Source organism: Burkholderia sp. Leaf177 (assembly GCF_001424345.1).
Classification (GTDB): Bacteria; Pseudomonadota; Gammaproteobacteria; order Burkholderiales; family Burkholderiaceae; genus Caballeronia.
Window position 1 is genome coordinate 319,869 of sequence record NZ_LMPF01000002.1, and the last position, 25,063, is coordinate 344,931.

Here is a 25,063-nt window from a genome sequence, read left to right on the forward strand (position 1 = left end):
ACGTCAGCTCATGCCACCTCGATCCACCTTGCGCGCAAGGATGATGGACGTCGTGGTGCGTTCCACGCCTTCCAGGCCGCCGATTTCATCGAGGAGATCGTTGAGTCTGTCCGGCGAATCCGCCCGCAGCCACGCAACGTAGTCGAACTCGCCGCTGACCGCGCACAGCAACTGCATCTCGGGCATTCTGGCGAAGCGCTTTTGCACGTCGCGGCCGTACTTCGGCGCGAGCTTGATGCCAACGTATGCCTGGATGCTGGCATCGAGCACGTCTTGTCCGAGACGCACGCCGTAACCCGCGATCACGCCGGTTTTCTCGAGCCGCGCAAGCCTTGCGATTACCGTCGTGCGCGCAATGCCGAGCTGGCGCGCCAGTTCCGACACGCTCTCGCGTGCGTTCGCCTGCAATGAAGCGACGAGATTCCGGTCGATATCGTCGAGTTGATCGAGACGCGGCGGTCGCATGGAACGTGATCCTTTCGTTAATACAACGCGTTGAGCAGCAAGGCATTAGATCATGGGCATCAATCTGCGCTCGATGCAGCAGGTTGGTTAAACTCCGTGGTCTCGCGCGAATTTTTCGCAGTCGTATCGGTTGTAAGCAGTTGTGGCAACCAAGGCAAGCCTCGGCGCTTACGTGATATTAATAGCGCCAGGCTTCGCAGCACATGAGGTATTTCGCGTGTATCGCTTGCCCCTTCTTAATGGACCCAAGGTGTCACCCATGAAAAAAACACTCGTTGCACTGGCCGCCTCTCTCGCCCTTTCTACCGCATTTGCCCAGTCTTCCGCGCCGGCCGCCGCATCCATGCCGGGCGCTTCGGCGCCCGAATCAGCGCGTGGTCAGGCTCGCGAAGCGCGCGTCGAGCAACGTATCGCCGATCTGCACAGCAAGCTCAAGATCACGTCGGCTCAGGAAGACCAATGGAACAAGTTCGCCGATGTCATGCGTGACAATGGCCACACGATCGGCGAGTTGTATCGTCAGCGAATCGCGCTTGGCACGAACACCTCGGCCGTGGACGACATGAAGCAGTACGCGCAGATCACGCAAGCGCAGGCGGACGGCACGAAGCGTCTCGTGGATGCATTCGAGCCGCTTTACGCAAGCCTTTCGCCGGAACAGAAGAAGCTCGCCGATGCCAGCTTCCATCAGACCGCGCGCCGTGGCGAACACAAGGGCCGCAAGGCACCGCGCAGCAAGGCCACGCCGGACAGCATCGCGCCGGACGCGGCGTCTGCAACCAAGCCGTAAGCCGGACAAAAGCGCCTGCACCGGAATTTCCGTGCAGGCGTTTTTCTGTTTACGAAGTGCAAAAAACAAGGCTTGGCGTTACGATCCCCGGTCTTTGAAGCTTCGGCCTTTTAACGACACTACGCATGACATCGATTAACCGTCTCGACCTGACTACCGACTCCGCCGCGCAACGCGTGGTGAAAGATGAAACCGTGAACGTTGAATTTGCGCGTGAAGCGGGATCGCTGATGAGTCTGGAAGGCCCGAACCGCTATGAGCCTGGCGATGCGCTCATCACGAGCGCGACCGGCGAACGCTGGGTGGTATCGCGGGACCGTTTCGATGCGAAATATGTTCCTCGCGGAAATTTCAGGCATGGCGACGCGGGCGCGTATCGAAACATTCCGGTTGTCGTGCTGGCGAAGCAGATGCAGGAAGCGTTCTCCATAGCGCGATCGGACGCCGGCGATGTATTGCACGGCGTGAAAGGCGACTGGGTCATGCAATACGCGCCGGGCGATTACGGCGTGGTGAAAGCGGCGCGGTTCGCCAAGGTTTACAAGCCGGCTTGAGCCTGGATCAGGCGAAGTCGTCGGCCATATCGATCTCCACGTTTCTCGGCACTGTTTCGCCGTTCGCGTACATCTCTTCCAGCGCGCCCAATTCGGTCTCCACATACGCACGCAGCACCGCATAACTGCGCGCGTGCATCCGCGGCGGCATTGCGCGATAACGCGCGAGCGCGGCAGGTTGGAAGCGGATATCGATGGCAATGCGGCGCGCCGTCGTCCCGAAACGCATGGCAATGTAATGAACGACGAGCGACAAACGGCCTTCATCGCCGGGACGCTCAACGAATTGCGTCTGTTCCGGGAACAGATCGCTGATCACGCGCGCCAGGATTTCGATATCGGCGCTCGGACATTCGAATTGATATTCGTCGCTCATTTCAAACTCCGTTCTTCACGCGCGCCGCACGATCGGCCGTCACTCTCACGCCGATAAAATATCGACGCAACGCCCGCATCACGATCAGGCCGAACACGAGATACACGGCGTCGGCGGCAAGCAACGGGATCAGCCGCGCCTGATACAGCGCGATAGGCAACGCAATCAGCGCATGCGCCGCGATCATGAACGGCAACGTGAAGCGGAACCGCTCGCGCAACATATGCCACATCACGACAGAAAACCCGATCTGAAACACGAACGCCGCAGCACGTTCGACCACGAACAGCGCAGCGGTTTCGGGCGTGAGGCTGTTCAGCACCATATGCAGCCGCAATAGCGATTCTGCTGGAACGCTCGTGAAATACTGGTCGAGCATGTTGCGGTCGGCAAGCGTGGCATATAAAAGCCATTGCAGTTGCACGAGCACGCCCACGAGCCACGCTTCCGCGCCGCCATGACCGATTCCATAACCGAGCGCGGTGCCCGGCTTTTGCAACGAAGCGGGGTTGCGCCGGATCAGCCATTTCATGCCGATGAACCGGCCCACTTCCTCGCACACGCCTGTTGCGAGCGCGCCGTACATTACGAACAACACGGGATTCAACAGCAAGCCGACGGTCGTGGCATTGCTCAGCATCAAACCGTGCAGGCCGCGTTCGATGACCATCGAAAAAAGCGCGAACACCGCGATTCCGATAATCACGTCACGCCGTTCGAAGCCGTAACGCGGCTTCATTCTTCTGTACAGCCAGAAAGGCAAAGCCGCGATCAGCAGCGTTGCAAGCGTGAGGCAAACCAGCGTCAAGACACTTACCATCAATCGATATCCTCAAAAACCGTGTTTCGCTATATTTCGCCCGCAAGCGTCGATGTCCGCACGACCAGTTCGCCCGGCAGCAGGCATTCTCGCGGCGCCATGACCGCGCCCTCGATACGCTCGTGCAGGAATTCGACCGCGCGCTCGCCTATGGTATAGGTCGGCTGGCGCACGGTCGTCATTCCGGCAAGTTCGGCCCACTCGGAATCGTCGATACACATCAGCGCCACATGCCGTTGCCACCCGGCGCCGTGCTGCTCTTTCATATGCAACGCGACACGCAGCGCAACCGGCGCGTTTGCCGCGAACAACGCGATACGGTGATTCTGCTGCCGGCTTGCGTTAATACGGGCATCGATCTGATCGAGCGCAACAGCGGCGGGTTCGTCATGATCCAGATCGAGCACGATTGTCTCACCCGAGACCCCGAGGGCGCCGATAGTGTCACGAAACGCCGCCTCGCGCACGCGGCGCGAGCTGACATGCGTGAACGGCTGCACCACGAACACAAGCTCGTCGAAGCCCTGCAGCGCCAGATGACGAATCGCCGACGCGACGGCCGCGGTGTTGTCGAGTCCGACCATATCGGTGATCAGGCCATCGATGGAACGATCCACCAGCACCACCGGCACACCGCCGCGCGCGAGCGTTTCAAGCGTTTCCTCCTTCACACCAAGCGCATTCACGATCACACCTTCCACGCGATACGTGCTCAGCAATTGCAGATAGCGCCGTTCGAGATCGACTTCGTTGGCTGCGTGACAGATCAGCGGCATATAACCGAAAGCGTGGCACGCCGCTTCAACGCCCTGAAGCACTTCGACCGAATACGGATTGGTCAGGTCGGCGAGCAACATGCCGATCAGCCTGTTGCGCCCGCGTTTCAGGCCACGCGCCATCTGGTTCGGCCGATAGTCGAGTTTCGCGATTGCCTCTTCTATGCGCTCGCGCAAATCCGTCGACAAAACGCCCGTTTCGCCATTCAAATAACGCGAGATGCTGGTCTTGCCCGTGCCGGCTTCGCGCGCGACATCGGTGATGGTCGCGCGGCGTTCGGCCGAAAAATTGTCTTTTGACATGATCTCGTGCAGTAAAAATAAAGCGCGCCAGAGCGCGCTTTATTTAACAAGGCGGATTGGAGACAACGCCGCTCAGCGCTTCAAGGCTTCCGGATTCACCATGTTATTGGTCAGCGTGCCGTTGAGCGCGCCAATCAGATTCTCGGCGGCGTTCTTGTTCATCGCGTGGCGGGTTTCATGCGTGGCCGATCCAATATGCGGCAACGCCACCACGTTTTTCAGCTTGAGCAACGGGGAATCCGCGGCAAGCGGTTCCTTCACGAAAACATCGAGACCGGCGCCCAGGATCGTGCCGTTTTGCAGCGCTTCGATCAGCGCGGTTTCGTCGACGGTCGGTCCGCGCGACGCATTGATCAGGATCGCGCTCGGTTTCATCTTCTTCAGCTGCGCCGCGCCGATCAGGTTGCGCGTCTCGTCGGTCAGCGGCACTTGCAGCAGCACGAAATCGGAGGTGGCGAGCAATTCATCCAGCTCGACTTTCTTCGCGCCGTAATCGCGTTCGGCCTTTTCGTTCGCGCTGCGATTCGTGTATTGCACCTTCATCAAAAAGCCCAGCGACGCACGCCGCGCCACCGCTCCGCCAATCCGGCCCAAACCGATAATGCCCAGCGTCTTGCCCTGCACATCGACACCAAACTGTTCTTCGCCAATGCTCTTCGTCCACTTGCCCTCTTTCACCCATTCGGCGAGTTCCACGACGCGCCGCGCGCTCGCAAGGATCAGCGCAAAAACCGTATCCGCGGTCGATTCGGTCAGCACGTCAGGCGTGTTCGTGAGCACGATGCCGCGGCGGTTCAGGTCGGCGATATCGAAGGCATCGAAACCTACGGATACCGTCGCCAGCGCTTTCAGTTTCGTTGCGCCTTCGAGCATGGCGGGCGTGATTTGCGTGCTTGCACCAATGGCGCCGTCGGCATCTTTCAGCGCTGCGACAAACGCGTCGTGCTGCTTCGGATCGACGGTCGTAACGTCCGCATGTTCCTGCAAATAGGCCAGCACGTCCGCGGGCAGCGGCTTGTACGCGACGATTTTCTTTTTCATCGAAACGGATCCTGTGAGATTAGTGGGCGGCAAGTTTCGCGGCGGGCGCAACCGGCTGCGGTTTCACGGCGAGCGTCAGAATGACGGCGGCAACGAGCGCCGCGCTCATGAACACGTACGAAGCAGCGGGCGTGCCCGTCGCGCCGTTCAGATACCCGACAACGTACGATCCCACGAACGACCCGAGCGCGCCCATGCTGTTGATCAGCGCCATTGCGCCGCCGGCGACGTTCTTCGGCAAGAGTTCGGGCACGATTGCGAAGAACGGTCCGTAAGGCGCGTACATGGCCGCGCCCGCGATCACGAGCAACGCATACGACGCCCAGAAATTCGTGGATCCCAGCAAGTACGATCCCGCGAACGCAAACGCGCCGATCAGCAAGAACGGCCATACGAAAAGCTTGCGTCGTTCGAGTTTGTCCGATGCCCACGACGCAGCGATCATCGCAATGGTGGCGGCGAGATACGGCACGGCCGAAAGCCAGCCGGTTTCGACCATGCCGAACGTGGACGCGTTCTTGAGGATCGACGGCAGCCACAGCACGAAGCCATACACGCCGATGCTCCAGCAAAAGTATTGCGCCGAGAGCTTCATCACGGCCGGTGACTTGAATGCTTCGCCGTAATTCTTGACCGGCTTGATCGCGGCTTGTTCCGCGCGCAGGGTTTCATCGAGATCGCGCTTTTCCTGGTCGGACAGCCATTTCACCTGCGCCGGCTTGTCCTGCACGATAAACCACCAGATCACCGCCCAGATGATCGCCGGCACGCCTTCGACCACGAACATATGACGCCAGCCGAACGCGTTGATCAGATAGCCCGATACCACCGACATCCACAGCACGGTCACCGGATTGCCGAGAATCAGGAACGTGTTGGCGCGCGAGCGTTCGGACTTTGTGAACCAGTTGGAGATGAAGATCAGCATGGCCGGCATCACGGCCGCTTCCACGATGCCGAGCACGAAACGCAGCGCCATCAGCGATGGAATGTTCGTCACCACGCCGGTCAGCGCCGCGCAGCCGCCCCACAGGATCAGACTGACGAACACGAGCTTTTTCACGCTGCGCCGTTCGGCGTAGATCGCGCCCGGAATCTGGAAGAAGAAATAGCCGAGGAAAAACAACGCACCAATCAACGATGCAAGCCCCTTGCTGATTCCCAGGTCGTGATTGATCCCCGCCGCCGATGCAAAACCGAAATTCGCCCGGTCGAGATACGCGAGGCTGTAGGTGATGAACACGATCGGCATGATCGTCCACCAGCGGCGCACCGCGAGTGTGGGTGGGTTCGTCGTTTTATCGCTGGCTTGTTGCATGCGTGTCTCCGTCCGTTGGGCGTGGGCGCGTTACGAAGCGACCGTTGTGGGCGCGTGTTCCAGCTTGTCGAGTTCGGCGCGCGTCGGCAGGCCTTCGCTGTCGCCGATCACCTGAATGGCCAGCGCGCCAATGCGGTTGGCGCGCGTCAACGCGTGGCGCACATCGCGGCCTTCGAGCAGCGCGCTCACTACGCCGACGGCAAAACCATCGCCTGCGCCGACGGTATCGACAACCTTTTCAACCGGTATTGCCGGCACGACGCCCTGCTCGTTGTCCGCGGTCCGGAAATACGCGCCGTGCGCACCGAGCTTGACCACGACGCCCTTCGCGCCCTGATCGAGATAAAACTTCGCGATGTCCTCGGGCTCCGTGTATCCCGTCAGGATCTTGCCTTCGCTCACGCCCGGCAAGACCCAGTCGGCGTGCCTGGCGAGCGCGTTGAGCGCCTCGGCCATCGCTTCTTGCGACGGCCAGAGCGTCGGGCGCAGGTTTGGATCGAAGGAAATGGTCTTGCCCGCGCGGCGCATTTCGGCGGCCATATGGAACGCGAGTTCACGCGATGTCGCCGAGATCGCGGGCGCCACGCCCGTCAGATGCAAATGGCGCGCGCCGAGCACGTAATCGGCAACGTAGTCATCGAGCGACAAATGGCTCGCCGCCGAACCCTTGCGGAAATATTCGATGGACGGATCGCTGCCATCGTCGTTCTTCGACTTCAGCTGGAACGCGGTCGGATAACGCTCGTCGATAGTCACGCGGCTTGCATCGATACCCTCTTGCGCGAGCACGTCGAGCACGTAACGGCCGAACGAATCGCGGCCGACACGGCTCATCCAGCCGACCTTGAAACCCAGCCGCGACAAGCCGATCGCGACGTTCAAATCGGCGCCGGCGACACGCTTGGTGAAATGTCCGACCTTCGCGAGATCGCCGGTTTCGGTCGCGACGAACAGCGTCATGGCTTCGCCGTAGGTCACGACGTCGAGCGCCGGATTCGTGTGCGGTTTTTCGTGGTTCATGTTCATATTTAAGCCGATGCAATTTGCCTGACGTAGCGCGCGGCGTCATCGGCGAGATGCGCTGGGTCGAACGGGAATTCGATACCGCGCGGAACGTCGGGAGGGAGTTGTTTTAAAAGTGCGGCGAAGTAGCCGTCGTCGATTGCGGGCGCGGTTGCGAAACGCCGCGCGCCTTCGCCTTGCACGGCCTTGCAATGGATGTAGGTCACGTAACTGCCAAGACGCCTGGCTGCTTCGAGCGGATCCTGTTCGGCCCAGCGCCAGTTGCCGGTATCGAAAGTCATCGATAACGCGTGCGAGCGCGGTTTCAACGCTTCGAACAAGGCGGCAAATGCGTCGATCGTGCCGCCGACCTTCAGTTGCCCGTTCTCGACTACGACCTTGGCTTTCGATCCGGCGATTCCCGCAATTAGCCGATCGAGCGTGTTTGCATCGGTCGCCGTGCCTGTGGTTGCCGACCCGCCCAACTGAAACTTGACGATTCTCGCGCCGAGCGCATCGGCTTCTGCCAGCGTTTGGGTCATCGCGGTTTCTTCGAGCGCGCCATGGTCGTTGAACAAGGTGGCAGGCGTGGAATAGACAGGCCAGATTCCGGCTGCGCGGATCGTGTCGCCGAGATGGCGCAGGGAATCGGGCTGCGATTGCGTGTCATCAGCGAACAACTCGCGGCGCACTTCAAAGCCTGCCGCGCCCGCTTTTGCCGCGGCTTCCGCCCAGGGCGCGTGACCATCGCGACGGATCGCTTCAACGCCAAATGCGCTTGCAACGATCACCACCGGGACGCTTTCGGCAGAACCGTTATTTTTGATCGAATTTCCTGAATTGCAGGATTCCACAGTCGAATTGGCCTCGAATCGCGCCTTGGAACCGGTTCCAAGAACAATTTTTAAAAAAGACGCATTGCGTCCGGTATTTCGAGATGATCCGCCAGCGACCGGGTGGTTGCCATCATGGAAATCCCCTAGAAGTGGATTTGCGCCGCGAAACGCGTCACGGCTGCGCATCGTGTTCCAGACATATCGCATAGAAACTCGCCGCTACCCGCGATGGCGCCGCCGCGTGCGGCATCAATATAGAAAAACGTCGCGTCAACGGCTCGGGCGCGATGCGCAAACGGTGCAGAGCGCCGTCCTCGTGACGCATCGACATTGCCGATACAAACCCGATCCCCATTCCCGCCCTCACCGCTTCCTTCACGCCTTCCACGCCCGCAATCTCCAGCGCGACGCGCATCTGAACTCCGGCGCGCGCGCAAGCACGTTCGACCAGCTGACGCACGCCCGAACCCGCCTCGCGCAACACCAGCGGCCCGGCGCAAAGCGCTTCGAGCGTGGCCTCACCGCCAGCCGTCGTCAAAGCGTGGCCACTCGGCGCAATCGCGACGATTTCGTCCTCATGCCACGGCGTGGTTTCGGTCCCGGGCGGTAGATCAGCGCCGACTGGCCCTTCGATCATCGCGATATCGAGCGAACCGAGGGCCGCGACGATCTCGGTCGTATTGCCATCGATAGTGTGAATCGTCACGCCCGGATGTCTCCGATGAAACGCTGCAATCAGATAAGGCAGCAGATAACTTGCGGGCGTCGTACTCGCTCCGATCCGCAACGTGCCGCTCTCGACGCCGCGCAACGCGTTGCGGTACGCGTGCGCCTGACCGAAGGTTTCGCGAATTCGCGCGGCATACACGACGAGCTGTTCGCCGGCAGCGGTGAGCTTTATGCCTCGGCCGTCGCGTTGATAGAGCGGTTCGCCGAACTCATCCTGCAATTGCCGCAATTGCCCGGAAACCGCCGGCTGTGATAAATGCAGCGCAATCGCCGCCCGGCTGATATTTCCATGCTCAGCGACGGTCGCGAAGGTTATAAGCTGGTCAGGGGTCATATGCGGGTAAGTATCGGCTGGGCTGATACTTTACATCCTAAATGACGATTTTTCATATCGATATATCTAGAATAGGATTGGCGTCATCAAACCAAGGTGAAAAAGCCATGTCCTCCGCTGCCACGCCCGTCCTGAAAGCCACCACGCCGCCTAGCACGCGCGGGCAACTGAATGGAATCCTGTTCGTTGCCTTATTCGCCGCCGCTGTGACGCAGTTATCGGCGTTGCCCGCAATCGCGAATTTAGGCTTGAGCCCGTTGATCGTCGGCATTGTGGCGGGCGCGATCTACGGCAATGCGCTGCGCGACGGCATGCCGGAAAGCTGGGCATCGGGCGTGAATTTCTCCGCTCGCAAGCTGTTGCGTATCGCGGTCGGATTTTTCGGGCTGCGCGTAAGCCTGCAGGAGATCGCGCAGGTCGGCTTGCCGGGGCTGACGGTTTCGGTTTTGGTGGTGGTGAGTACGCTTGCAATCGGCACGTGGGCGGGCATGAAGCTGATGAAGCTCGACCGCGATACCGCCCTGCTGACCGCTGCTGGCAGCGCGATTTGCGGTGCGGCCGCTGTGCTTGCGTTCGAGTCGACGCTGCAATCCGAGCCGCACAAGAGCGCGATGGCGGTCGGGAGCGTCGTGCTGTTCGGCACGCTTTCCATGTTCCTCTACCCGCTCGCCGTGCATCTCGGCTGGTTACATCTGGACACGCTTGGCGTCGGCTTGTTTTTCGGCGGCACGATTCACGAAGTGGCGCAGGTCGTGGGCGCTGCGAGCAATGTCAGCCCGGAAGCGACGCACATTGCGACCATCGTGAAAATGACGCGCGTGATGCTGCTGGTACCGGTGCTGCTCGCGATCGGCATGTGGGTGAACCGCTCGCGCAATGCTGCGGCTGGCGCCGATGGCACGAAGCGCAAGCTCGCCATTCCGTGGTTTGCGCTCGGTTTTCTTGCGCTGGTCATCGTGAATTCGCTGCACGTTTTACCCGATACCACCACCCACGCGCTCAACACACTCGATACATTTGCATTGACCATGGCAATGACGGCGCTGGGTATCGAAACGAGGATTGCGCAGATTCGTCAGGCCGGGCCGCGGGCGCTGGTGACGGGGGCAATTTTGTATGCGTGGCTGGTTGGCGGGGGACTCGCGATTACGGTGGGCGTGGAACGGTTGCTGGGATAAGAGGCCACGAAACAAAAGCAAAACCCCGCGCAACGCGGGGCTTTTGCTTTTACGCCGTTTGCACGATCGAAGTTTGCTCGGTCGGCACAACCGTTGCTACCTTTCTTGGTTCACTCCCACAGCATTCAGCATGAGGATCTTACGAATGGCGTACGAACTCTATTACTGGGATGGCCTTCAAGGACGCGGCGAATTTGTCCGGCTTGCGCTCGAAGACGCGGGCGCGGAATACATCGACATTGCGCGCGGCGCGAAGAAAGACGGTCAGGGCACGGGCGCGATGATGAAGATCATCGAAAGCAAGAGTAAGTCGCATATTCCCTACGCGCCGCCGTTCCTGAAAGACGGTGAGTTGATCGTGCCGCACGTGGCGAATATCTTGTTTTACCTCGGACCGAAACTCGGCCTCGCGCCCAAGGACGAGAACCTGCGCTACGTTGCAAACGGTGTGCAACTGACCATCGCGGACATGGTGACCGAGGTTCACGATACCCATCACCCGCTCGCCTCCGACCTCTACTACGAGGATCAGAAGGACGCGGCAAAAGTGCGCGCGAAAGATTTCATCGATAACCGGATTCCCAAGTTCTTCGGCTATTTCGAGCGTGTGCTCGAGCAAAATCCGCACGGCCCCAAACATATGGTCGGCGATAAAACCACGTACGTGGATCTATCGATATTCCAGCTTGTCGAAGGTCTTCACTACGCGTTCCCGCGCGCGACCAAAAAATTTGCGAAGCACTATCCGCACGTTCAGGCACTCCATGATGCCGTGCTCGAACGCCCTAATATTGCTGCATATGTCGATTCGGAACGCCGGATTCCTTTCAACGAATCCGGCATCTTCCGTCATTATCCCGAGCTGGATCAGGACGCCGTGTAACGGACGCCGTGTAACGGACCCGGTGTAACGGACGCCTGAACCTTCTCCGTTTGAATAACCGTAATCAAAAGGAGCATCAGATGGTTGAAACGATTCCCTCATTTGGACTGGGCACTTTTCGTGTGGATGCCGAAAAGACCGTGAACTCGGTCAAGAGCGCGCTGCAACTCGGCTACCGCCATATCGATACCGCGAAGTTCTACAACAACGAGGAATCCGTCGGCAAAGGCGTGCGCGATTCCGGCATTCCACGCGACGATATCTGGGTCACGACGAAGGTCTGGCACGACCAGTTGCGTCGTGAGGACGTAGTGAAAAGCCTCGTTGAAAGCCACAAGAAACTGAACATCGGCACGATCGATCTCGCGCTCGTCCACTGGCCGTCGCCAGACAGCGTGGTGCCGATCGCCGAGACCATCGCCGGATTTCAGGACGCGCAAAAAGAAGGGCTGATCCGCCATTTCGGCGTCTCGAACTTCACCGCGCCCCTGCTTGAGGAAGCGCTGAAGGCGCCGGGCGGCGAAGGCATTGTGACTAATCAGTTCGAGATCAGCCCGTTCCTCGCGAACCGCAAGCTCGTTGAAGCCACGCAGAAGCTTGGCGTGAAAGCGACCGCCTATATGCCGCTCGGCGAAAGCCGCGCGCACAAGGACCCGACGCTCAACGAAATCGCGAAGAAACACGGCGCGACGGCCGCGCAGGTGACGTTTGCGTGGTTGTTGTCGCGGGATATCGTGGTGCTGTCGGCATCGACGAATCCGGAACATCAGCAAGTCAACTGGGACTCGCGAAAGCTCCAGCTCGACGCCGACGACATCGAGAAAATCGATGCTCTCGATGAAGGCGAACGCCACGCCAAACCGCCCTTCGCGCCGAAGTGGTGAGATAGCGTTGAGATATTGAACAGCCCGGCCGCGCGCCCTGCACGGCCGGGTTTTTTTATCGCCGCAATCCGGGCGCGCAAGAAGTCCTCACGGCCAGTCGCCGATGATATCCTTGCCCCGCACAATCCGTCCGATCCGCTCAAACCAAGCTCACGTGCTTTCATTTCTTCTCAAGCTGCGTACCCGCGCCCAGCGCCGATTCCGTTTTTCCGAAGCCCATACCATGCTCGTCTGGGCGGTAATCGTCGGCGTGGCCGGTGCGTTCGCGACGGCGGCGTTCCGGATCGGTATCGACGAATTGCAGCGGATCTTTGGCGGCGCGAACGGCAACTTCGTGGAGATGGCGACCCGCCTGCCCTGGCCCGTGCGCGTCGCGCTGCCCGCGGCAGGTGGATTGATCGCAGGGCTGTGTCTTCTGGTGGCGCGGCGGCGCACCACGACTCAGGCGCACGCCGATTACATGGAAGCAGTGACGATCGGCGACGGCGTGGTGCCGGTATCGCAAAGTTTGTGGCGGAGCGTTTCTTCGCTCTTCACCATTGCAAGCGGCGGCTCGATCGGACGTGAAGGATCGATGGTGCAACTCGCCGCGCTCTGTGCGTCCCTGATCGGCCGATGGGTTCACTTCGATCCCGCTCGTCTGCGCCTGCTGGTCGCTTGCGGCGCGGCGGCCGGGATCACGTCGGCTTATAACGCCCCGATTGCCGGCGCGTTCTTCGTGACGGAGATCGTGCTGGGTTCCATCGCGATGGAAAGCTTCGGGCCGATCGTCGTCTCGTCGGTGGTCGCGAACATCACGATGCGCGAGTTCGCGGGTTATCGGCCGCCATACGAAATGCCCGTGTTCCCGACCGTGACGGGCGTGGAAGTGCTGCTGTTTGTCGTGCTCGGCTTGATCTGCGGCGTGCTCGCGCCGTATTTTCTCAGGTTGCTGTCGGCATCGAAGGAACGCTTCGCTCGTCTGCCATTGCCTGTTCCCGTACGGCTCGCGCTCGGCGGGTTGATCGTCGGCGTGATCTCCGTGTGGTATCCCGAGGTCTGGGGTAACGGTTATGAAGTCGTGAACTCGATCCTGCATCACGCGTGGACCTGGGAAGCGCTCGCCGCCGTGTTGCTCTTCAAGATCGTCGCGACCGCTGCAACCGCCGGTTCGGGCGCGGTCGGCGGGATCTTCACGCCAACGCTTTTCGTGGGCGCGGTCGTCGGCTGCCTGTTCGGACTCGCGGCGCACGCCATCTGGCCGCACTCGACATCGGCGCCCTTCGCCTACGCGATGGTCGGCATGGGCGCGTTCCTCGCCGCTGCCACGCACGCGCCGCTGATGGCCATCCTGATGATTTTCGAAATGACGCTGAGTTATCAGGTCATGCTGCCACTGATGCTTTCGTGCGTGGTGGCGTTTTTCATCGCGCGGGCATCGGCGCAGACTTCCATGTACGAAGTCACGCTGCGTCGTAATCGCGATGAAAAAGAACGTCTGCGCCTGGCCGCCACGCAAATGCGCGAACTTGTAAAACCGCCGGATACAGTCGTGCAACTCGATGCCGACGTGAAGACCATGACGCGCGTGTTTCTGGAATATCCGGTGAAATACCTTTACGTCGTCGATACAGACGGCCTGTTTCGCGGCGTGGTTGCGCTGAAAGACATCACGTCCGACCTCCTCGACGAACGCGATACCGCCGTGAAATCCGCGGCGGATTATCTGCAACCTCATTTCGATGTGCTGACGCCGGACATGTCGCTCGGCGAGGCACTGCAGCATTTCCTCGCGTTTCAGGGCGAGCGCTTGCCGGTGATCGATTGCACGGCGCGGCCGGTTTTGCTTGGTGTGGTCTACAAGACGTCGCTGCTGGATGCGTACTTCCGTCTCAATCCGTCTCCGCGCTAGATCGGGGACAAACCCGCGTTTTAATTGCGCGTCGCGTGCAAAAAAGCGGCGCGGTTGGCGGCAAGAAAGTTCGGCGCCGCTTCTAGAAATTACGCGAAGAACATCCGGTATCGCCGTGCGCCTTGAGGCTCGCCGCGACATTAGGAATCGTCTGTCGATTACTGCAAACGAAGGCGCTGCTGATTGGCATAACCCTTGCTCGATGCATCGCTGATATTCTTGTACTGCCTTGATCTGATTCGTTTTGTTGTCAGGAGGGTTGGGCGATGAAAACCTCGACGGTGTTATCCATGGCGCTGGTATCCGTGTCCTGCTACGCGGCCCCGCTCCACACGGGCGACGGTGCAGCCGATGCCGCGCGGCAGCAGCAGGCCATGCGCGTTGCGCTCGCTTTGCGCGCGAACGCAGCGCCGGTTTCGCCGCCCGCGCCTGATATCGCTGCACAGGAAATCGATCACGCCCGCTGGCGCCATGTGCCATTGCCGAAGTCACGCTCGCCGAGTCACGGAATGGTTAGCCAGGTGGTGCAAGTTCGCACGTAAGTCAACATTCCAAGGACACAGATGACCGATACACGCATCAGCGAAAGCCTGAATTACGAACCTATCGACGATGAAATCGCGCAAGTGCTGCGCGAGGTGAAATTCCCGGCCAACAAGGATGGCATTGTGGATGCTGCCCGCGAGGCGGGTGTAAGCAATGACGTAATCAGCGTATTCAACGGCTTGCCCGAACAGGACTACGCGGATGCGAACGCCGTGGAGCAACTGCTCGGCAGCAACGGCGGCTCCGGCATCTCAGCCTGAAAGAACGATCAATCTAGGTAGACCCGACTTTCTCCGTCCCGAACACGACCCGGCTGAAAAACTTTGCAAGCACGGCCTCGGACATTTCCGCGCCGCACGCTTGCGGGTCGGACGTGTAGAAAAACTGCATCCCATCTATCAACGCCGTCAATCCCAACGCCAGTTCTTCGGCAGCCATGGGCAACGGGGTGCCTGCCCGCTCTGAAAATGCAACGATATACGCCGTCGTCGTCTGCAACAATTCCCGGATGAATGCATTGAATTGCGCGCGAAATTTCGCATCGCGGCTCGACTGCAGTTTCGCTTCGACCCACAGCAAAAAACACTTGTTGTCGCGATAACACTCGCTGTAATACTGCAGAAGGCGCGCTTCCATGTCGGCGCGGTTCGCCTCGCCGTCGAAGATGGAATGCAGCCGCTTCATGATTACGTCGTGGTCGCGCTTGAGCAATTCCAGAAACAGCGCGGACTTGCTGCCGAAGTTCGAATAAAAAGCGCCGCGCGTATAACCGGCCGAACCGGCGATGTCCTCGACGCTCGCCGCGACAAAACCTTTCTTCATGAATACCGCTTGCGCAGCGTCCATCAAGCGCTCTCGCGTTTGATCGCGGCTCTGTTCCCGGGTGAGGCGAATTCGTTTCATGCGCGAAGTTTATCATCTCAAAATCTTCGATACACGACTGATTTCAGATACAGTATTGTATTAGAATGCATCGCGTATTTCGGTTTCGATGCGCCTGAAGGCATACGGACATTGGCTTTCAAGCGCTAATCGCTGCATTCAAACAGCTTCAACATTCCCGATAACGCGCGGCGATAGCTCCGATCATCGCCACGCGTTCACCGTTTTTGCGCCGAGGTCATTCGTGATTCTGCAAGTTTGTCGTCGCATGTTCGCGCCGTTATTGCCGGTCGATGGCCGCAGGCTTTCCGTTCGTGCAAGCCTCGCTGGATCGATCGGCGTGCTTGCCGTCGTGGCGCTCGCCGCGTGCAGCAAGAAGGAAGCGCCGCCCGTTGTTTTGCGGCCCGTGGTTGCAGTCGCGGCAGAAGCCGATACAAAAGGTTCGCAGTCGTCGTTGCCTGGCACTATCGAATCGCGCTACTCCACGCCGCTTTCGTTTCGCGTTGGCGGGAAGATCATCGAGCGCCGCGTGCGTCTTGGCGATCGCGTGAAGGCCGGCGAAGTCGTGGCGCGGCTCGATCCCGCCGACAACACCAAAAATGCCGCCAGCGCGGCCGCTCAGCTTTCGGCCGCGGAACATCAGTTGACCTACGCCGAGCAGCAAGTCACGCGCGATCGCGCACAGGCGAAGGAAAACCTGATCTCGCGTTCGCAGCTCGAACAGACAGAAAATGCGTACGCCGCAGCGCTCGCGCAGCGTAATCAGGCGCAGGCGCAAGCGGCGTTATCGCAGGATCAGTTGAAGTACACCACGCTCACTGCCGATAAAGCCGGCGTCATCACCGCCGAACAGGCCGACACGGGGCAGAACGTCTCGGCGGGACAAGCCGTCTATAACCTCGCGTGGAGCGGCGAGACAGACGTCGTGGCCGACGTGCCCGAAACCGCGCTCGCCTCGCTCGCGGTCGGGCAGAACGCCACGGTGACCATCGGCGCGCTTGCTGGCAAGAAGTTCGCCGCGCGCGTGCGCGAAGTGTCTCCCGCCGCCGATGCCCAAAGCCGCACGTATCGCGTCAGGCTCACGCTCGAAGCGCCCACGCCCGAAGTAAGGCTCGGCATGACCGCCGACGTCACGTTCGCGCAAACAGCGGCTTCGGCATCGGGAACTCCAACGCAATCGTTCACGCTGCCGTCTACGGCGCTCTTTCATGCGGGGAAACTGCCCGCTGTGTGGATAGTCAGGGCCGATAACGCGCTCGAACTGCGCCGCGTCGAAATCTCGCGTTACGGCGAGCGAACGGTGACGGTATCGCAGGGAATTTCAGCGGGCGATCGCGTGGTCTGGCAAGGCGTCCATACCGTCTCCGCCGGTGAAAAGGTTCGTGTGGTCGCGCCCCTGCATCCTGAAGATTTCGCGTCATGAGCGATCAGGAACGCAATCAATCCGCCGCCGAGGCGGCTGCGGCTTCGGGCGATTATCGACACGAAGAAGGCAGATTCAATCTCTCTGCATGGGCATTGCGGCATCAGGCGCTGGTCGTGTTCCTGATCGCGATGGCGACCATCTTCGGCGTGCTCGCCTACACGCGGCTCGCGCAATCCGAAGATCCGCCGTTCACGTTTCGCGTGATGGTCATCCAGACTTTCTGGCCGGGCGCGACCGCGCGGCAGATGCAGGAACAGGTCACCGACAAGATCGCGAAGAAGCTACAGGAAACACCGTCCACGGATTTCCTGCGCAGCTATTCGCGTCCCGGCGAATCGCTCCTTTTCTTCACGATGAAAGACGGCGCGCCCGCGAAGGAAGTGCCGGAAGAGTGGTATCAGGTCCGCAAGAAAGTCGGCGATATTGCCGCGACATTGCCACAGGGCGTACAAGGCCCGTTCTTCAACGATGAATTCGGCGACGTCTTCACGAACATCTATACGCTCGAAGGCGACGGCTATTCTCCGTCGCAGCTTCACGATTACGCCGACTCGTTGCGAACCGTGCTATTGCGCGTCCCGGGCGTCGCGAAGGTCAATTATTTCGGCGATCAGGACGAGCGTGTCTACGTCGAAATATCGAATACGCAATTGACGCGGCTCGGCATCTCGCCGCAGCAAATTGCGCAGGCTATCGACGGACAAAACGCCGTTGCGCCAGCAGGCACCATGAATACGCCCAACGACCGCGTGTTCGTGCGTCCGAGCGGCCAGATCACCGACATGGCCGCGCTCGCCGACACGCTCATTCGCGTGAACGGCCGCTCGTTCCGCTTGGGCGACATTGCGACCATCAAGCGTGGTTATATCGATCCACCCGCCACGCAAATGCGATCCGGCGAAAAGCCGGTGCTCGGTATAGGCATCACCATGCAGCCCGGGCAGGACGTAGTGCGTCTGGGCAAGGCGCTCGACGCGCAAGTGGCGCAGCTGCGCACGCAGCTTCCCGCTGGCCTCGTGCTCAATGAAGTGTCGAGCATGCCGCGGGCGGTATCAAAGTCAGTGGACGACTTCCTCGAAGCCGTGGCCGAGGCCGTGTTGATCGTGCTAATCGTGAGCCTCGTGTCGCTGGGATTGCGCACCGGCATGGTCGTCGTGATCTCGATTCCGGTCGTGCTCGCGGTGACCGCCCTCTTCATGTATCTCTTCGATATCGGCTTGCACAAGGTTTCGCTCGGCACGCTGATTCTCGCGCTGGGTCTTCTGGTCGACGACGCCATCATCGCGGTCGAAATGATGGCCGTGAAGCTGGAGCAAGGATGGAACCGCTCGCGCGCGGCCGCTTATGCATACACGAGCACGGCGTTCCCGATGCTCACCGGCACGCTTGTTACCGTCGCCGGTTTCCTGCCCATCGCGCTCGCCAAATCGAGCACGGGCGAATACACGCGCTCCATCTTCGAAGTGTCGGCGATTGCCTTGATTGCATCATGGTTTGCGGCGGTGGTGCTGATTCCGTTGCTCGGCTACAAGTTGTTGCCCGAGCGCAAACGCGAAGCTCATCACGCGCACGACCACGAACACGATATCTACAACACGAAGTTCTACACGCGCCTGCGCGGCTGGCTTGCGTGGTGTATCGAGCGGCGCTTTGTCGTGCTTGGGATCACGCTGGTGCTGTTCGTGATTGCAATGGCAGGTTTCACGCTTGTGCCGCAACAGTTCTTCCCGAGCTCGGACCGTTCGGAATTGCTGGTGGACGTGCGCCTGCAAGAAGGCGCGTCGTTCGAAGCCACGTTGCGCGAGACCAAACGTCTCGAAAAGGTGCTTGAAGGACGTCCGGAGATCGATCACATCGTGAACTTCGTGGGCACGGGCGCGCCGCGTTTTTACCTGCCGCTCGACCAGCAATTGCCGCAGCCGAACTTCGCGCAATTCGTGATCACGGCAAAGTCGGTGGAAGATCGCGAGAAGCTCGCAAGCTGGCTTGGACCGGTCTTGCGGGAAAAGTTTTCATCGATACGAACGCGGTTGTCGCGGCTCGAAAATGGTCCGCCGGTGGGCTACCCGGTGCAATTTCGCGTGAGCGGCGACGACTTGCCGACTGTGCGTGGCATCGCCGAAAAAGTGTTCGCTGAAATGCGGGCTGACAGCGGCACCACGAACGTTCAATACGACTGGGACGAGCCCTCGGAGCGTTCGGTGCGCTTCCAGATCGACCAGAAAAAAGCGCGTGAACTCGGCGTGAGTTCGCAGGACGTGTCCAATTTCCTCGCGATGCAATTCACGGGCTACACGGTGACGCAGTATCGTTTGCGTGACAAGCTGATCAGCGTCGACCTGCGCGCGCCGCAACGCGAGCGCGTTGATCCGGCAAAACTCGCCACGCTCGCCATGCCCACGCCGAACGGTCCCGTGCCGCTTGGGACCATCGGGCACGTGGTGAACGATCTGGAATACGGCGTGATCTGGGAACGCGATCGCCAGCCCACCATTACCGTGCAGTCCGATGTAAGCGCCGGCGCGCAGGGTATCGACGTGACGCATGCAATCGAGAAAAAACTCGATACGCTGCGCGCGAGTTTGCCGGTGGGTTACAGGATTGAAGTCGGCGGACCGGTCGAGGAAAGCGGCAAGGGTCAGGCGTCCATCAACGCGCAGATGCCGATCATGGTGATCGTCGTGCTGACGCTGCTGATGATTCAATTGCAGAGCTTCGCGCGCGTGATGATGGTCGTGCTGACCGCGCCGCTTGGCTTGATTGGCGTGGTGATCGCGCTGCTGCTTTTCAACAAGCCATTCGGTTTTGTCGCCATGCTCGGCGTGATCGCCATGTTCGGGATCATCATGCGCAACTCGGTGATTCTCGTGGACCAGATCGAACAGGACGTTGCCGCAGGGCATCCTCGTTTCGACGCCATCGTCGGCGCCACGGTGCGGCGCTTCCGTCCAATCACGCTCACCGCGGCGGCCGCCGTCCTCGCGCTGATCCCGCTCTTGCGCAGCAATTTCTTCGGCCCGATGGCCACCGCGCTGATGGGCGGCATCACGAGCGCGACCGTGCTCACGCTGTTCTATTTGCCGGCGTTGTACGCGGCATCGTTCAGGGTGAAGCGCCACGAGCGCGCGGGTCATGAAGACCCGGGAATGCCGGATGTTCACAACGGAGGCCGGTCATGATGCGCTTTTCTCTGACTGCGCTGGGCATTGCAACCGCCTTGTCCGCGTGTTCGTTCGGGCCGGACGGAACGCCGCCCGTTTTGCCCGCCGTGCCGCATTACGGCGTGGCGGCGCAACCGCAGCGCACGGTGGCGGCCGAAGGTGTATCGCAGACATTCGATGCCAACGCGAAACCCGTCCCTAACTGGTGGAAACTTTATCAATCGGACACACTGAACGCGCTCGTCGATGAAGGCCTGCGCAACAGCCCGAGCCTCGCCGCCGCTGACAAAAGCCTTGTTGCCGCCCGCGAACAACTGCGCGCGCAAGTCGGTTCGTCGATGCTACCGAGTATCGACGTGGGCGGACAGGCGAACCGCGAACGTGCTATCGGCGTGCCGAATTTCGGGCCGCCGACGGTGCTCTACAACCTCTTTGTCGGCCAGATCCGCGCGCAGTACACGTTCGATCTGTTCGGCGCGGCTCGGCTCGCTGACCGCGCGCTGGCGGCACAAGTGGACAGCCAGTCCTGGCAATTCGATGCCGCCCGCCGTGCGCTCGCGGCGAACATCGTGACGGGCGCAATCAGTGCGGCTGCGTTGCGCGCGCAAATCGACACCACCGAGCGCTTGATCGTTCTCGCCGATGAAGACGCGCACGACACGCAGCGCCGCTTTGAGCTCGGCTCGGCGTCTCGCGCGGACGCGCTCAATGCGCAATCGGGCGCGGCATCGCTTGCAGCTTCCCTTCCCGGCTTGCGCGCCCAATGGCTCGCAACGCGTCATGCGCTCGCCGTTCTGCTCGGCCGCACGCCCGATCAGGCGCCGCCCGATCTCGACCTGGCGGCGCTGACGGTGCCGTCGAACGTGCCGGTCGTGGTGCCGTCGGATCTGCTGGCGAGCCGACCGGACATCCAGGCTGCCGATGCCTTGCTCAAAGCCGCCGCCGCGCAAGTCGGCGTGGCGACGGCGCAGATGTACCCGAGTTTGTCGTTATCGGCGCAAATGGGGAAAGCCGGTTTCAGCTGGCCCACGGCGCTTTCGGGCGCGGGCGCCATCTGGGGAATCGGCGCGTCGCTCTCGCAGCCGCTCTTTCACGGCGGCGCGCTGCTCGCGCAAAAGCGCGCGGCGCAGGCGAGTTATGAAGCCGCGGTTTCGCAGTACAAGCAGACGGTGCTGACGGCTTTCCGCAACGTCGCGGACTCGCTTGCGGCGCTCGAACAGGACAATCAGGCGCTGAATTTCGCCGATACCGCCAGCCGCACGTCCATGAGCGTCTTCACGGATTCGGCGGCGCGTGCAAGGCTGGGCGCGGTTCCGCCGTCATCGGTCCGGGCTAGCGAACGTCAATACCGGAATGCGCGCCTCGACGCGATCCGTTACGAAAGCGCCCGCCTCACCGATACCGCGCTGCTATTTCAGGCAATGGGCTCGCCGAATGGCAGCGCTTCGAACTTGACTACAGCGGACGCCGCCAAGTGACCGTGAAAGTGGACCAGGTAAGTGCGCCGCACGCCGACGGGTTGAATCCGCTCTTCGACTTTTCGCGCTCGGGAACAAAGGCCACGCACTTTCACGAATGAAGCATTGCAAATGTAGCGTTCACTATTCGGATAAATCGCGTTATCGCGGACCGGGATTTGCCATAGGCTTGCAATCTTTCGTGCAATCTGAGGAACCGCCATGTCTCGCCCACCGATTCGCGATGTCGTTCGACTCGCTCATTTGGGACTGGAAAAAGTCGCTCTGGCGTGTGCGGCCTTCAGTTTGATGCACGCAACCGCTCGCGCCGACGAACCCGCGCCTTCCAGCCCCGTGACCATTGATCAATGGGCCGCGCCGTCCAACGCGCAAGCAGCGGATCTGATCGTTCAACGCGAAATCCACGACGACCCGTGGGCAAACCCCACGGCAGGCCGCCTGGCTCACGACGATCCGTGGAGTGCAGCTCCCGCAAGTCAACCCAGATTGGGCGAGCAGTTACACGTGGCGAAACCTGCTCCAGCAGTCGTCCAGGTGCTGCAGGCTCCGCCGCGAGCGAGGGCGCTTGTAATGGACAGTTCGGACTGGAATGAAATGCCGCGCGGACGTTCGCCCGGGTTGATCGCAAGCAACAACGCATGGCGCAAACGCATCGTGCCGGAGCAAGCGGCAACAATCGAGCGCAGTATCGCGGACCGCAATCAGCGTACTCAGCCAGCAACCGTATTAAAACTCGATACCAGCCTGCAACTCGACCCTTGGAGCGCCCCGGCAAGCTCTTCCAGCAGCGCCGATAACGCCGCGGACTGGAAGAATCTCAATCTCGCTTCGGCTCATCAGCCGCGAACGTGCGACCGCGACTGGAGTATTTTTTCCGGCGCCAACTGTCTTGATTCGAAGGGTCCGGCTGACGCCGTTAAGGACAACATGAAGTCGAATCCACTGCCGGCCGCGCAGTCATCGAAGCTCGAACAGACAGGCAACGTTGCATTGTTTCGCCGGTCGCGCATGCTGATCGATGCAATGACGGAAGGACGTCAAACCATCAAGGATTCCCCGACCCAGGCAAGCCGCAACGTTGTGCGCAGCCGTATTGCCATAACGCCGGACGGCCGCTGGCGCGCGCCGATTGTCCAGGACGCGGAAGCGGCTATGCGAAACTAGGCGCTCAGCCGGCCACCTCAATACGGTTGCGACCATCGCGTTTTGCACGATACAACGCCAGATCAGCTGCTTCGATCAATTGCTTCACGTTCTCGCCCGGCTGCGGCACTTGCGTCACGCCGCCCACGCTGATGGTCACGCACTTGGCAACCGCGCCCGTATGCGGCACGGCGAGTTCCTGAACGGCAAGGCGGATTTTCTCGCCGAGAATGCGCAATCCCGCAGCCGCCGTGGACGGCAACACCACCGCGAATTCCTCGCCGCCAAAGCGCGCGGCCAGATCGGCGGGACGGTTCAGACATGATTCGATTGCACGCGCAACGAGCTTCAGCACGTCGTCGCCGGCAACGTGGCCGTAGGTATCGTTGTATGACTTGAAGTTATCCACGTCGATCATCAGGAAACCGAGCGTCGACTTATCGCGGGCGGCGCGTTTCCACTCGGCGCTCAGATAATCGTCGAGGCATCGGCGATTCGACAAACCCGTCAGCCCGTCCGAATTCGTCAGGCGCTGCAATTCCAGATTCGTTTCCAGCAGCTTTTGCTGCGACTGACGCAACGCGCGATACGCCTCGTCGCGCTGCACGAGATTCAGGTAGGACTGGGAGTGGTATCGAATCCGCGCAATCAGCTCGATACTATCCGGCAACTTCACCAGATAATCATTGGCGCCGGCTGCGAATGCCGCACTCTTGATCCGCGGCTCTTCCTTGGTCGACAACACGATGATCGGGATATCGCGCGTCGCTTCGTGTTCCCGATATTGCCGCACGAGCGTCAAGCCATCCACGCCGGGCATCACCAAATCCTGCAGGATCACGGTCGGCCGCGTGGCCTGAGCCACGCGCAAGGCGTCCTCGGGATTCGCGCAGTAGTGGAAGTCGAGCCGCGCTTCATCGACCAGCATGCGGCGAACGGCCTCCGCCACGATGGTCTGGTCGTCGACAAGCAGCACCATGACCGCGCTTTGCGCGGCGCTCGGCATGTTCAGCGCATCGTCGAGCAGCTCGGCGGCGCGCTGGGCTGCGGCCGACGTGTCTTCGGCAGCGCCGCCCGGCGCCGCCTCCCGGCTCTCCAACTCGCGTTGGGCGCGTTCTGCAAGCGGGTCTGCGTTTCGATGTTCCATGACTGTCCTGTTGATCCTGAATACTCAAACGGTTTTCTGGCGCGAGCTCAACCACCTCGCTTGCGCGACGATGCAAACGCACTGACCACGGCGTTTGCGATGTTCTGAAGCGGCAGTATGGAAACGGCCGCATTGATCGCGGCGGCCGCTTTCGGCATGCCATATACAGCACACGTCGCCTCGTCCTGCGCGATCGTGTAATACCCCTTGGCGCGCATGGCGGCAAGGCCCGCAGCACCGTCGCGGCCCATGCCGGTCAGGATAACGCCGACCGCGTTACCGCCCCAGCGCGCCACCACGCTGTTAAAAAATACATCGATGGAAGGCCGGTACGGCGTCGACACCGGATCTTCCGTGTAAGCAAGCCTGTTTCCCGCGCCAAAATGCAGGTGGTCGTTGGTCGCGGCCAGCAGCACTTTTCCCGGCTCCGGGCGATCACCCTCGCGGGCGACGCGCACCGGCAACTTCGACTGCGCGTTCAGCCATTCGGCCATGCCGACGGCAAACGCCTGATCCACATGTTGCACGATCACGGTTGCGGGCGTGAAATTCGCGGGCAACGCGGCGAGCAGCACGGCAAGCGCCCCAGGACCACCGGCCGATGCCCCGATTGCGAGCAAATCCGTGCCGGATGTAATACGTGGCGCGGTATCGAACGGATTCGCGGCCGTTTTCGCGCGCTGCTGCGCCCCAACCTGATCGATCTTCGCAATCAATGCGGCAATCCCGCGTTTTGCATCAGGGCCGGCAAGCGCGGGGGTATCGACGGCATCGAGCGCGCCTGCGCCCATTGCCTCGTACACCCGCCACGCGTTCGCGCCCACGTCCACCGTCACGATCAGGATCGCGCACGGCGCCTGACGCATGATGCGGCGCGTGGCTTCCGTGCCGTCCACATTCGGCATCACGAGGTCCATCAGCACGACATCGGGCTTCTCCGCTACACAATAATCGACCGCCTGACCACCGTCCGTTGCCACCCAGATCACATCGAAATCATGCCGGGTCGCCAGCGCCGAGCGCATGGATTCCACCGCAAGCGGCATGTCGTTCGCAATTCCGATCCTCATTTTGCCCGCCCTCTCTGGTCTCTCTTTTTA

At 60.8% G+C, this 25,063-nt stretch carries 24 protein-coding genes; 12 read left to right on the plus strand and 12 right to left on the minus strand.

The window, feature by feature from the left end; translation table 11 throughout:
• Nucleotides 1-3: 3 nt before the first annotated feature.
• Nucleotides 4-465, minus strand: a complete 462-nt coding sequence (locus tag ASG35_RS05240) for an Lrp/AsnC family transcriptional regulator (RefSeq protein ID WP_056353564.1) — start codon at nucleotides 463-465, stop codon at nucleotides 4-6.
• A gap of 259 nt (nucleotides 466-724) precedes the next feature.
• On the opposite strand from ASG35_RS05240, the gene ASG35_RS05245 reads away from it, so the two are divergent.
• Together ASG35_RS05245 and ASG35_RS05250 are read left to right on the plus strand one after the other, a co-directional pair.
• Nucleotides 725-1,255 (plus strand): Spy/CpxP family protein refolding chaperone, encoded by a 531-nt coding sequence (locus ASG35_RS05245; protein ID WP_056353567.1) that lies wholly within the window; start codon nucleotides 725-727, stop codon nucleotides 1,253-1,255.
• A 125-nt stretch (nucleotides 1,256-1,380) separates the two neighbouring features.
• Nucleotides 1,381-1,809, plus strand: coding sequence for a PGDYG domain-containing protein (locus ASG35_RS05250; protein WP_056353570.1), 429 nt, complete (start codon nucleotides 1,381-1,383; stop codon nucleotides 1,807-1,809).
• Between the two features lie 7 nt (nucleotides 1,810-1,816).
• Here ASG35_RS05250 and ASG35_RS05255 read toward each other — a convergent pair whose 3' ends face one another.
• From ASG35_RS05255 to ASG35_RS05290, 8 genes are all read right to left on the minus strand, one after another.
• Nucleotides 1,817-2,185, minus strand: a complete 369-nt coding sequence (locus ASG35_RS05255) for a DUF3022 domain-containing protein (RefSeq protein ID WP_056353573.1) — start codon at nucleotides 2,183-2,185, stop codon at nucleotides 1,817-1,819.
• A gap of 1 nt (nucleotide 2,186) precedes the next feature.
• Nucleotides 2,187-3,005, minus strand: a complete 819-nt coding sequence (locus tag ASG35_RS05260; protein ID WP_156393011.1) for a YhfC family intramembrane metalloprotease — start codon at nucleotides 3,003-3,005, stop codon at nucleotides 2,187-2,189.
• A gap of 29 nt (nucleotides 3,006-3,034) precedes the next feature.
• Nucleotides 3,035-4,084, minus strand: coding sequence for a LacI family DNA-binding transcriptional regulator (locus ASG35_RS05265; RefSeq protein WP_056353580.1), 1,050 nt, complete (start codon nucleotides 4,082-4,084; stop codon nucleotides 3,035-3,037).
• Nucleotides 4,085-4,156: 72 nt separating this feature from the next.
• On the minus strand, nucleotides 4,157-5,125 hold the full coding sequence (locus ASG35_RS05270) for an NAD(P)-dependent oxidoreductase (RefSeq protein WP_056353583.1): 969 nt from the start codon (nucleotides 5,123-5,125) through the stop codon (nucleotides 4,157-4,159).
• Nucleotides 5,126-5,144: 19 nt separating this feature from the next.
• A complete protein-coding gene (locus ASG35_RS05275; protein WP_056353585.1) occupies nucleotides 5,145-6,443 on the minus strand; it encodes an MFS transporter in 1,299 nt (432 codons plus the stop codon).
• Between the two features lie 30 nt (nucleotides 6,444-6,473).
• Nucleotides 6,474-7,463: a sugar kinase gene (locus tag ASG35_RS05280; RefSeq protein ID WP_056353845.1), complete on the minus strand. Its 990-nt coding sequence runs from the start codon at nucleotides 7,461-7,463 to the stop codon at nucleotides 6,474-6,476.
• Between the two features lie 8 nt (nucleotides 7,464-7,471).
• Complete coding sequence (locus ASG35_RS05285; protein ID WP_235527451.1) at nucleotides 7,472-8,239, minus strand: sugar phosphate isomerase/epimerase family protein; 768 nt, start codon at nucleotides 8,237-8,239, stop codon at nucleotides 7,472-7,474.
• Nucleotides 8,240-8,453: 214 nt separating this feature from the next.
• Nucleotides 8,454-9,344: a LysR substrate-binding domain-containing protein gene (locus ASG35_RS05290; RefSeq protein WP_056353588.1), complete on the minus strand. Its 891-nt coding sequence runs from the start codon at nucleotides 9,342-9,344 to the stop codon at nucleotides 8,454-8,456.
• A gap of 107 nt (nucleotides 9,345-9,451) precedes the next feature.
• On the opposite strand from ASG35_RS05290, the gene ASG35_RS05295 reads away from it, so the two are divergent.
• The 6 genes from ASG35_RS05295 (at nucleotide 9,452) to ASG35_RS05320 (ending at nucleotide 14,986) form a co-directional block, all read left to right on the plus strand.
• Nucleotides 9,452-10,522 carry a YeiH family protein gene (locus ASG35_RS05295; RefSeq protein WP_056353591.1) on the plus strand — a complete coding sequence of 357 codons (1,071 nt, stop codon included), beginning with the start codon at nucleotides 9,452-9,454 and terminating at the stop codon, nucleotides 10,520-10,522.
• Nucleotides 10,523-10,667: 145 nt separating this feature from the next.
• Nucleotides 10,668-11,405, plus strand: coding sequence for a glutathione S-transferase (locus ASG35_RS05300; protein WP_056353594.1), 738 nt, complete (start codon nucleotides 10,668-10,670; stop codon nucleotides 11,403-11,405).
• 80 nt (nucleotides 11,406-11,485) lie between these two features.
• A complete protein-coding gene (locus ASG35_RS05305) occupies nucleotides 11,486-12,289 on the plus strand; it encodes an aldo/keto reductase (protein WP_056353597.1) in 804 nt (267 codons plus the stop codon).
• A gap of 154 nt (nucleotides 12,290-12,443) precedes the next feature.
• Nucleotides 12,444-14,180, plus strand: coding sequence for a ClcB-like voltage-gated chloride channel protein (locus ASG35_RS05310; protein WP_056353599.1), 1,737 nt, complete (start codon nucleotides 12,444-12,446; stop codon nucleotides 14,178-14,180).
• Nucleotides 14,181-14,446: 266 nt separating this feature from the next.
• Nucleotides 14,447-14,722, plus strand: a complete 276-nt coding sequence (locus tag ASG35_RS05315) for a hypothetical protein (protein ID WP_056353603.1) — start codon at nucleotides 14,447-14,449, stop codon at nucleotides 14,720-14,722.
• 21 nt (nucleotides 14,723-14,743) lie between these two features.
• Nucleotides 14,744-14,986 carry a DUF2795 domain-containing protein gene (locus ASG35_RS05320; protein ID WP_056353605.1) on the plus strand — a complete coding sequence of 81 codons (243 nt, stop codon included), beginning with the start codon at nucleotides 14,744-14,746 and terminating at the stop codon, nucleotides 14,984-14,986.
• A gap of 13 nt (nucleotides 14,987-14,999) precedes the next feature.
• Here ASG35_RS05320 and ASG35_RS05325 read toward each other — a convergent pair whose 3' ends face one another.
• Nucleotides 15,000-15,629, minus strand: coding sequence for a TetR/AcrR family transcriptional regulator (locus ASG35_RS05325; protein WP_056353608.1), 630 nt, complete (start codon nucleotides 15,627-15,629; stop codon nucleotides 15,000-15,002).
• 247 nt (nucleotides 15,630-15,876) lie between these two features.
• Between ASG35_RS05325 and ASG35_RS05330 the strand changes: the two genes are divergently transcribed.
• From ASG35_RS05330 to ASG35_RS05345, 4 genes are all read left to right on the plus strand, one after another.
• On the plus strand, nucleotides 15,877-17,031 hold the full coding sequence (locus ASG35_RS05330) for an efflux RND transporter periplasmic adaptor subunit (RefSeq protein WP_082508242.1): 1,155 nt from the start codon (nucleotides 15,877-15,879) through the stop codon (nucleotides 17,029-17,031).
• Nucleotides 17,028-20,213 (plus strand): efflux RND transporter permease subunit, encoded by a 3,186-nt coding sequence (locus tag ASG35_RS05335; protein WP_082508233.1) that lies wholly within the window; start codon nucleotides 17,028-17,030, stop codon nucleotides 20,211-20,213. Before ASG35_RS05330 ends, ASG35_RS05335 begins: the two co-directional genes overlap by 4 nt.
• Nucleotides 20,213-21,673: an efflux transporter outer membrane subunit gene (locus ASG35_RS05340; RefSeq protein ID WP_442854809.1), complete on the plus strand. Its 1,461-nt coding sequence runs from the start codon at nucleotides 20,213-20,215 to the stop codon at nucleotides 21,671-21,673. The genes ASG35_RS05335 and ASG35_RS05340 overlap by 1 nt, the downstream gene beginning before the upstream one ends.
• 201 nt (nucleotides 21,674-21,874) lie before the next feature.
• The gene (locus tag ASG35_RS05345; RefSeq protein ID WP_156393013.1) at nucleotides 21,875-22,837 is read left to right on the plus strand and encodes a hypothetical protein; all 963 of its coding nucleotides are present in this window, start codon (nucleotides 21,875-21,877) and stop codon (nucleotides 22,835-22,837) included.
• A 4-nt stretch (nucleotides 22,838-22,841) separates the two neighbouring features.
• Here ASG35_RS05345 and ASG35_RS05350 read toward each other — a convergent pair whose 3' ends face one another.
• Both ASG35_RS05350 and ASG35_RS05355 read right to left on the minus strand, forming a co-directional pair.
• A complete protein-coding gene (locus ASG35_RS05350) occupies nucleotides 22,842-23,963 on the minus strand; it encodes a diguanylate cyclase domain-containing protein (RefSeq protein WP_056353618.1) in 1,122 nt (373 codons plus the stop codon).
• A gap of 47 nt (nucleotides 23,964-24,010) precedes the next feature.
• On the minus strand, nucleotides 24,011-25,033 hold the full coding sequence (locus ASG35_RS05355; protein WP_056353620.1) for a chemotaxis response regulator protein-glutamate methylesterase: 1,023 nt from the start codon (nucleotides 25,031-25,033) through the stop codon (nucleotides 24,011-24,013).
• Nucleotides 25,034-25,063: the final 30 nt, after the last annotated feature.

What these genes read in the sequence shown, in the direction of transcription:
- ASG35_RS05325 (WP_056353608.1), bottom strand. Translation starts at nt 15,629, where the DNA reads ATGAAACGAATTCGCCTCACCCGGGAACAGAGCCGCGATCAAACGCGA.
- ASG35_RS05280 (WP_056353845.1), bottom strand. Translation starts at nt 7,463, where the DNA reads ATGAACCACGAAAAACCGCACACGAATCCGGCGCTCGACGTCGTGACC.
- ASG35_RS05315 (WP_056353603.1), top strand. Translation starts at nt 14,447, where the DNA reads ATGAAAACCTCGACGGTGTTATCCATGGCGCTGGTATCCGTGTCCTGC.
- ASG35_RS05355 (WP_056353620.1), bottom strand. Translation starts at nt 25,033, where the DNA reads ATGAGGATCGGAATTGCGAACGACATGCCGCTTGCGGTGGAATCCATG.
- ASG35_RS05300 (WP_056353594.1), top strand. Translation starts at nt 10,668, where the DNA reads ATGGCGTACGAACTCTATTACTGGGATGGCCTTCAAGGACGCGGCGAA.
- ASG35_RS05340 (WP_442854809.1), top strand. Translation starts at nt 20,213, where the DNA reads ATGCGCTTTTCTCTGACTGCGCTGGGCATTGCAACCGCCTTGTCCGCG.
- ASG35_RS05275 (WP_056353585.1), bottom strand. Translation starts at nt 6,443, where the DNA reads ATGCAACAAGCCAGCGATAAAACGACGAACCCACCCACACTCGCGGTG.
- ASG35_RS05335 (WP_082508233.1), top strand. Translation starts at nt 17,028, where the DNA reads ATGAGCGATCAGGAACGCAATCAATCCGCCGCCGAGGCGGCTGCGGCT.
- ASG35_RS05295 (WP_056353591.1), top strand. Translation starts at nt 9,452, where the DNA reads ATGTCCTCCGCTGCCACGCCCGTCCTGAAAGCCACCACGCCGCCTAGC.
- ASG35_RS05330 (WP_082508242.1), top strand. Translation starts at nt 15,877, where the DNA reads ATGTTCGCGCCGTTATTGCCGGTCGATGGCCGCAGGCTTTCCGTTCGT.
- ASG35_RS05305 (WP_056353597.1), top strand. Translation starts at nt 11,486, where the DNA reads ATGGTTGAAACGATTCCCTCATTTGGACTGGGCACTTTTCGTGTGGAT.
- ASG35_RS05265 (WP_056353580.1), bottom strand. Translation starts at nt 4,084, where the DNA reads ATGTCAAAAGACAATTTTTCGGCCGAACGCCGCGCGACCATCACCGAT.
- ASG35_RS05270 (WP_056353583.1), bottom strand. Translation starts at nt 5,125, where the DNA reads ATGAAAAAGAAAATCGTCGCGTACAAGCCGCTGCCCGCGGACGTGCTG.
- ASG35_RS05320 (WP_056353605.1), top strand. Translation starts at nt 14,744, where the DNA reads ATGACCGATACACGCATCAGCGAAAGCCTGAATTACGAACCTATCGAC.
- ASG35_RS05350 (WP_056353618.1), bottom strand. Translation starts at nt 23,963, where the DNA reads ATGGAACATCGAAACGCAGACCCGCTTGCAGAACGCGCCCAACGCGAG.
- ASG35_RS05250 (WP_056353570.1), top strand. Translation starts at nt 1,381, where the DNA reads ATGACATCGATTAACCGTCTCGACCTGACTACCGACTCCGCCGCGCAA.
- ASG35_RS05245 (WP_056353567.1), top strand. Translation starts at nt 725, where the DNA reads ATGAAAAAAACACTCGTTGCACTGGCCGCCTCTCTCGCCCTTTCTACC.
- ASG35_RS05240 (WP_056353564.1), bottom strand. Translation starts at nt 465, where the DNA reads ATGCGACCGCCGCGTCTCGATCAACTCGACGATATCGACCGGAATCTC.
- ASG35_RS05260 (WP_156393011.1), bottom strand. Translation starts at nt 3,005, where the DNA reads ATGGTAAGTGTCTTGACGCTGGTTTGCCTCACGCTTGCAACGCTGCTG.
- ASG35_RS05345 (WP_156393013.1), top strand. Translation starts at nt 21,875, where the DNA reads ATGTCTCGCCCACCGATTCGCGATGTCGTTCGACTCGCTCATTTGGGA.
- ASG35_RS05290 (WP_056353588.1), bottom strand. Translation starts at nt 9,344, where the DNA reads ATGACCCCTGACCAGCTTATAACCTTCGCGACCGTCGCTGAGCATGGA.
- ASG35_RS05255 (WP_056353573.1), bottom strand. Translation starts at nt 2,185, where the DNA reads ATGAGCGACGAATATCAATTCGAATGTCCGAGCGCCGATATCGAAATC.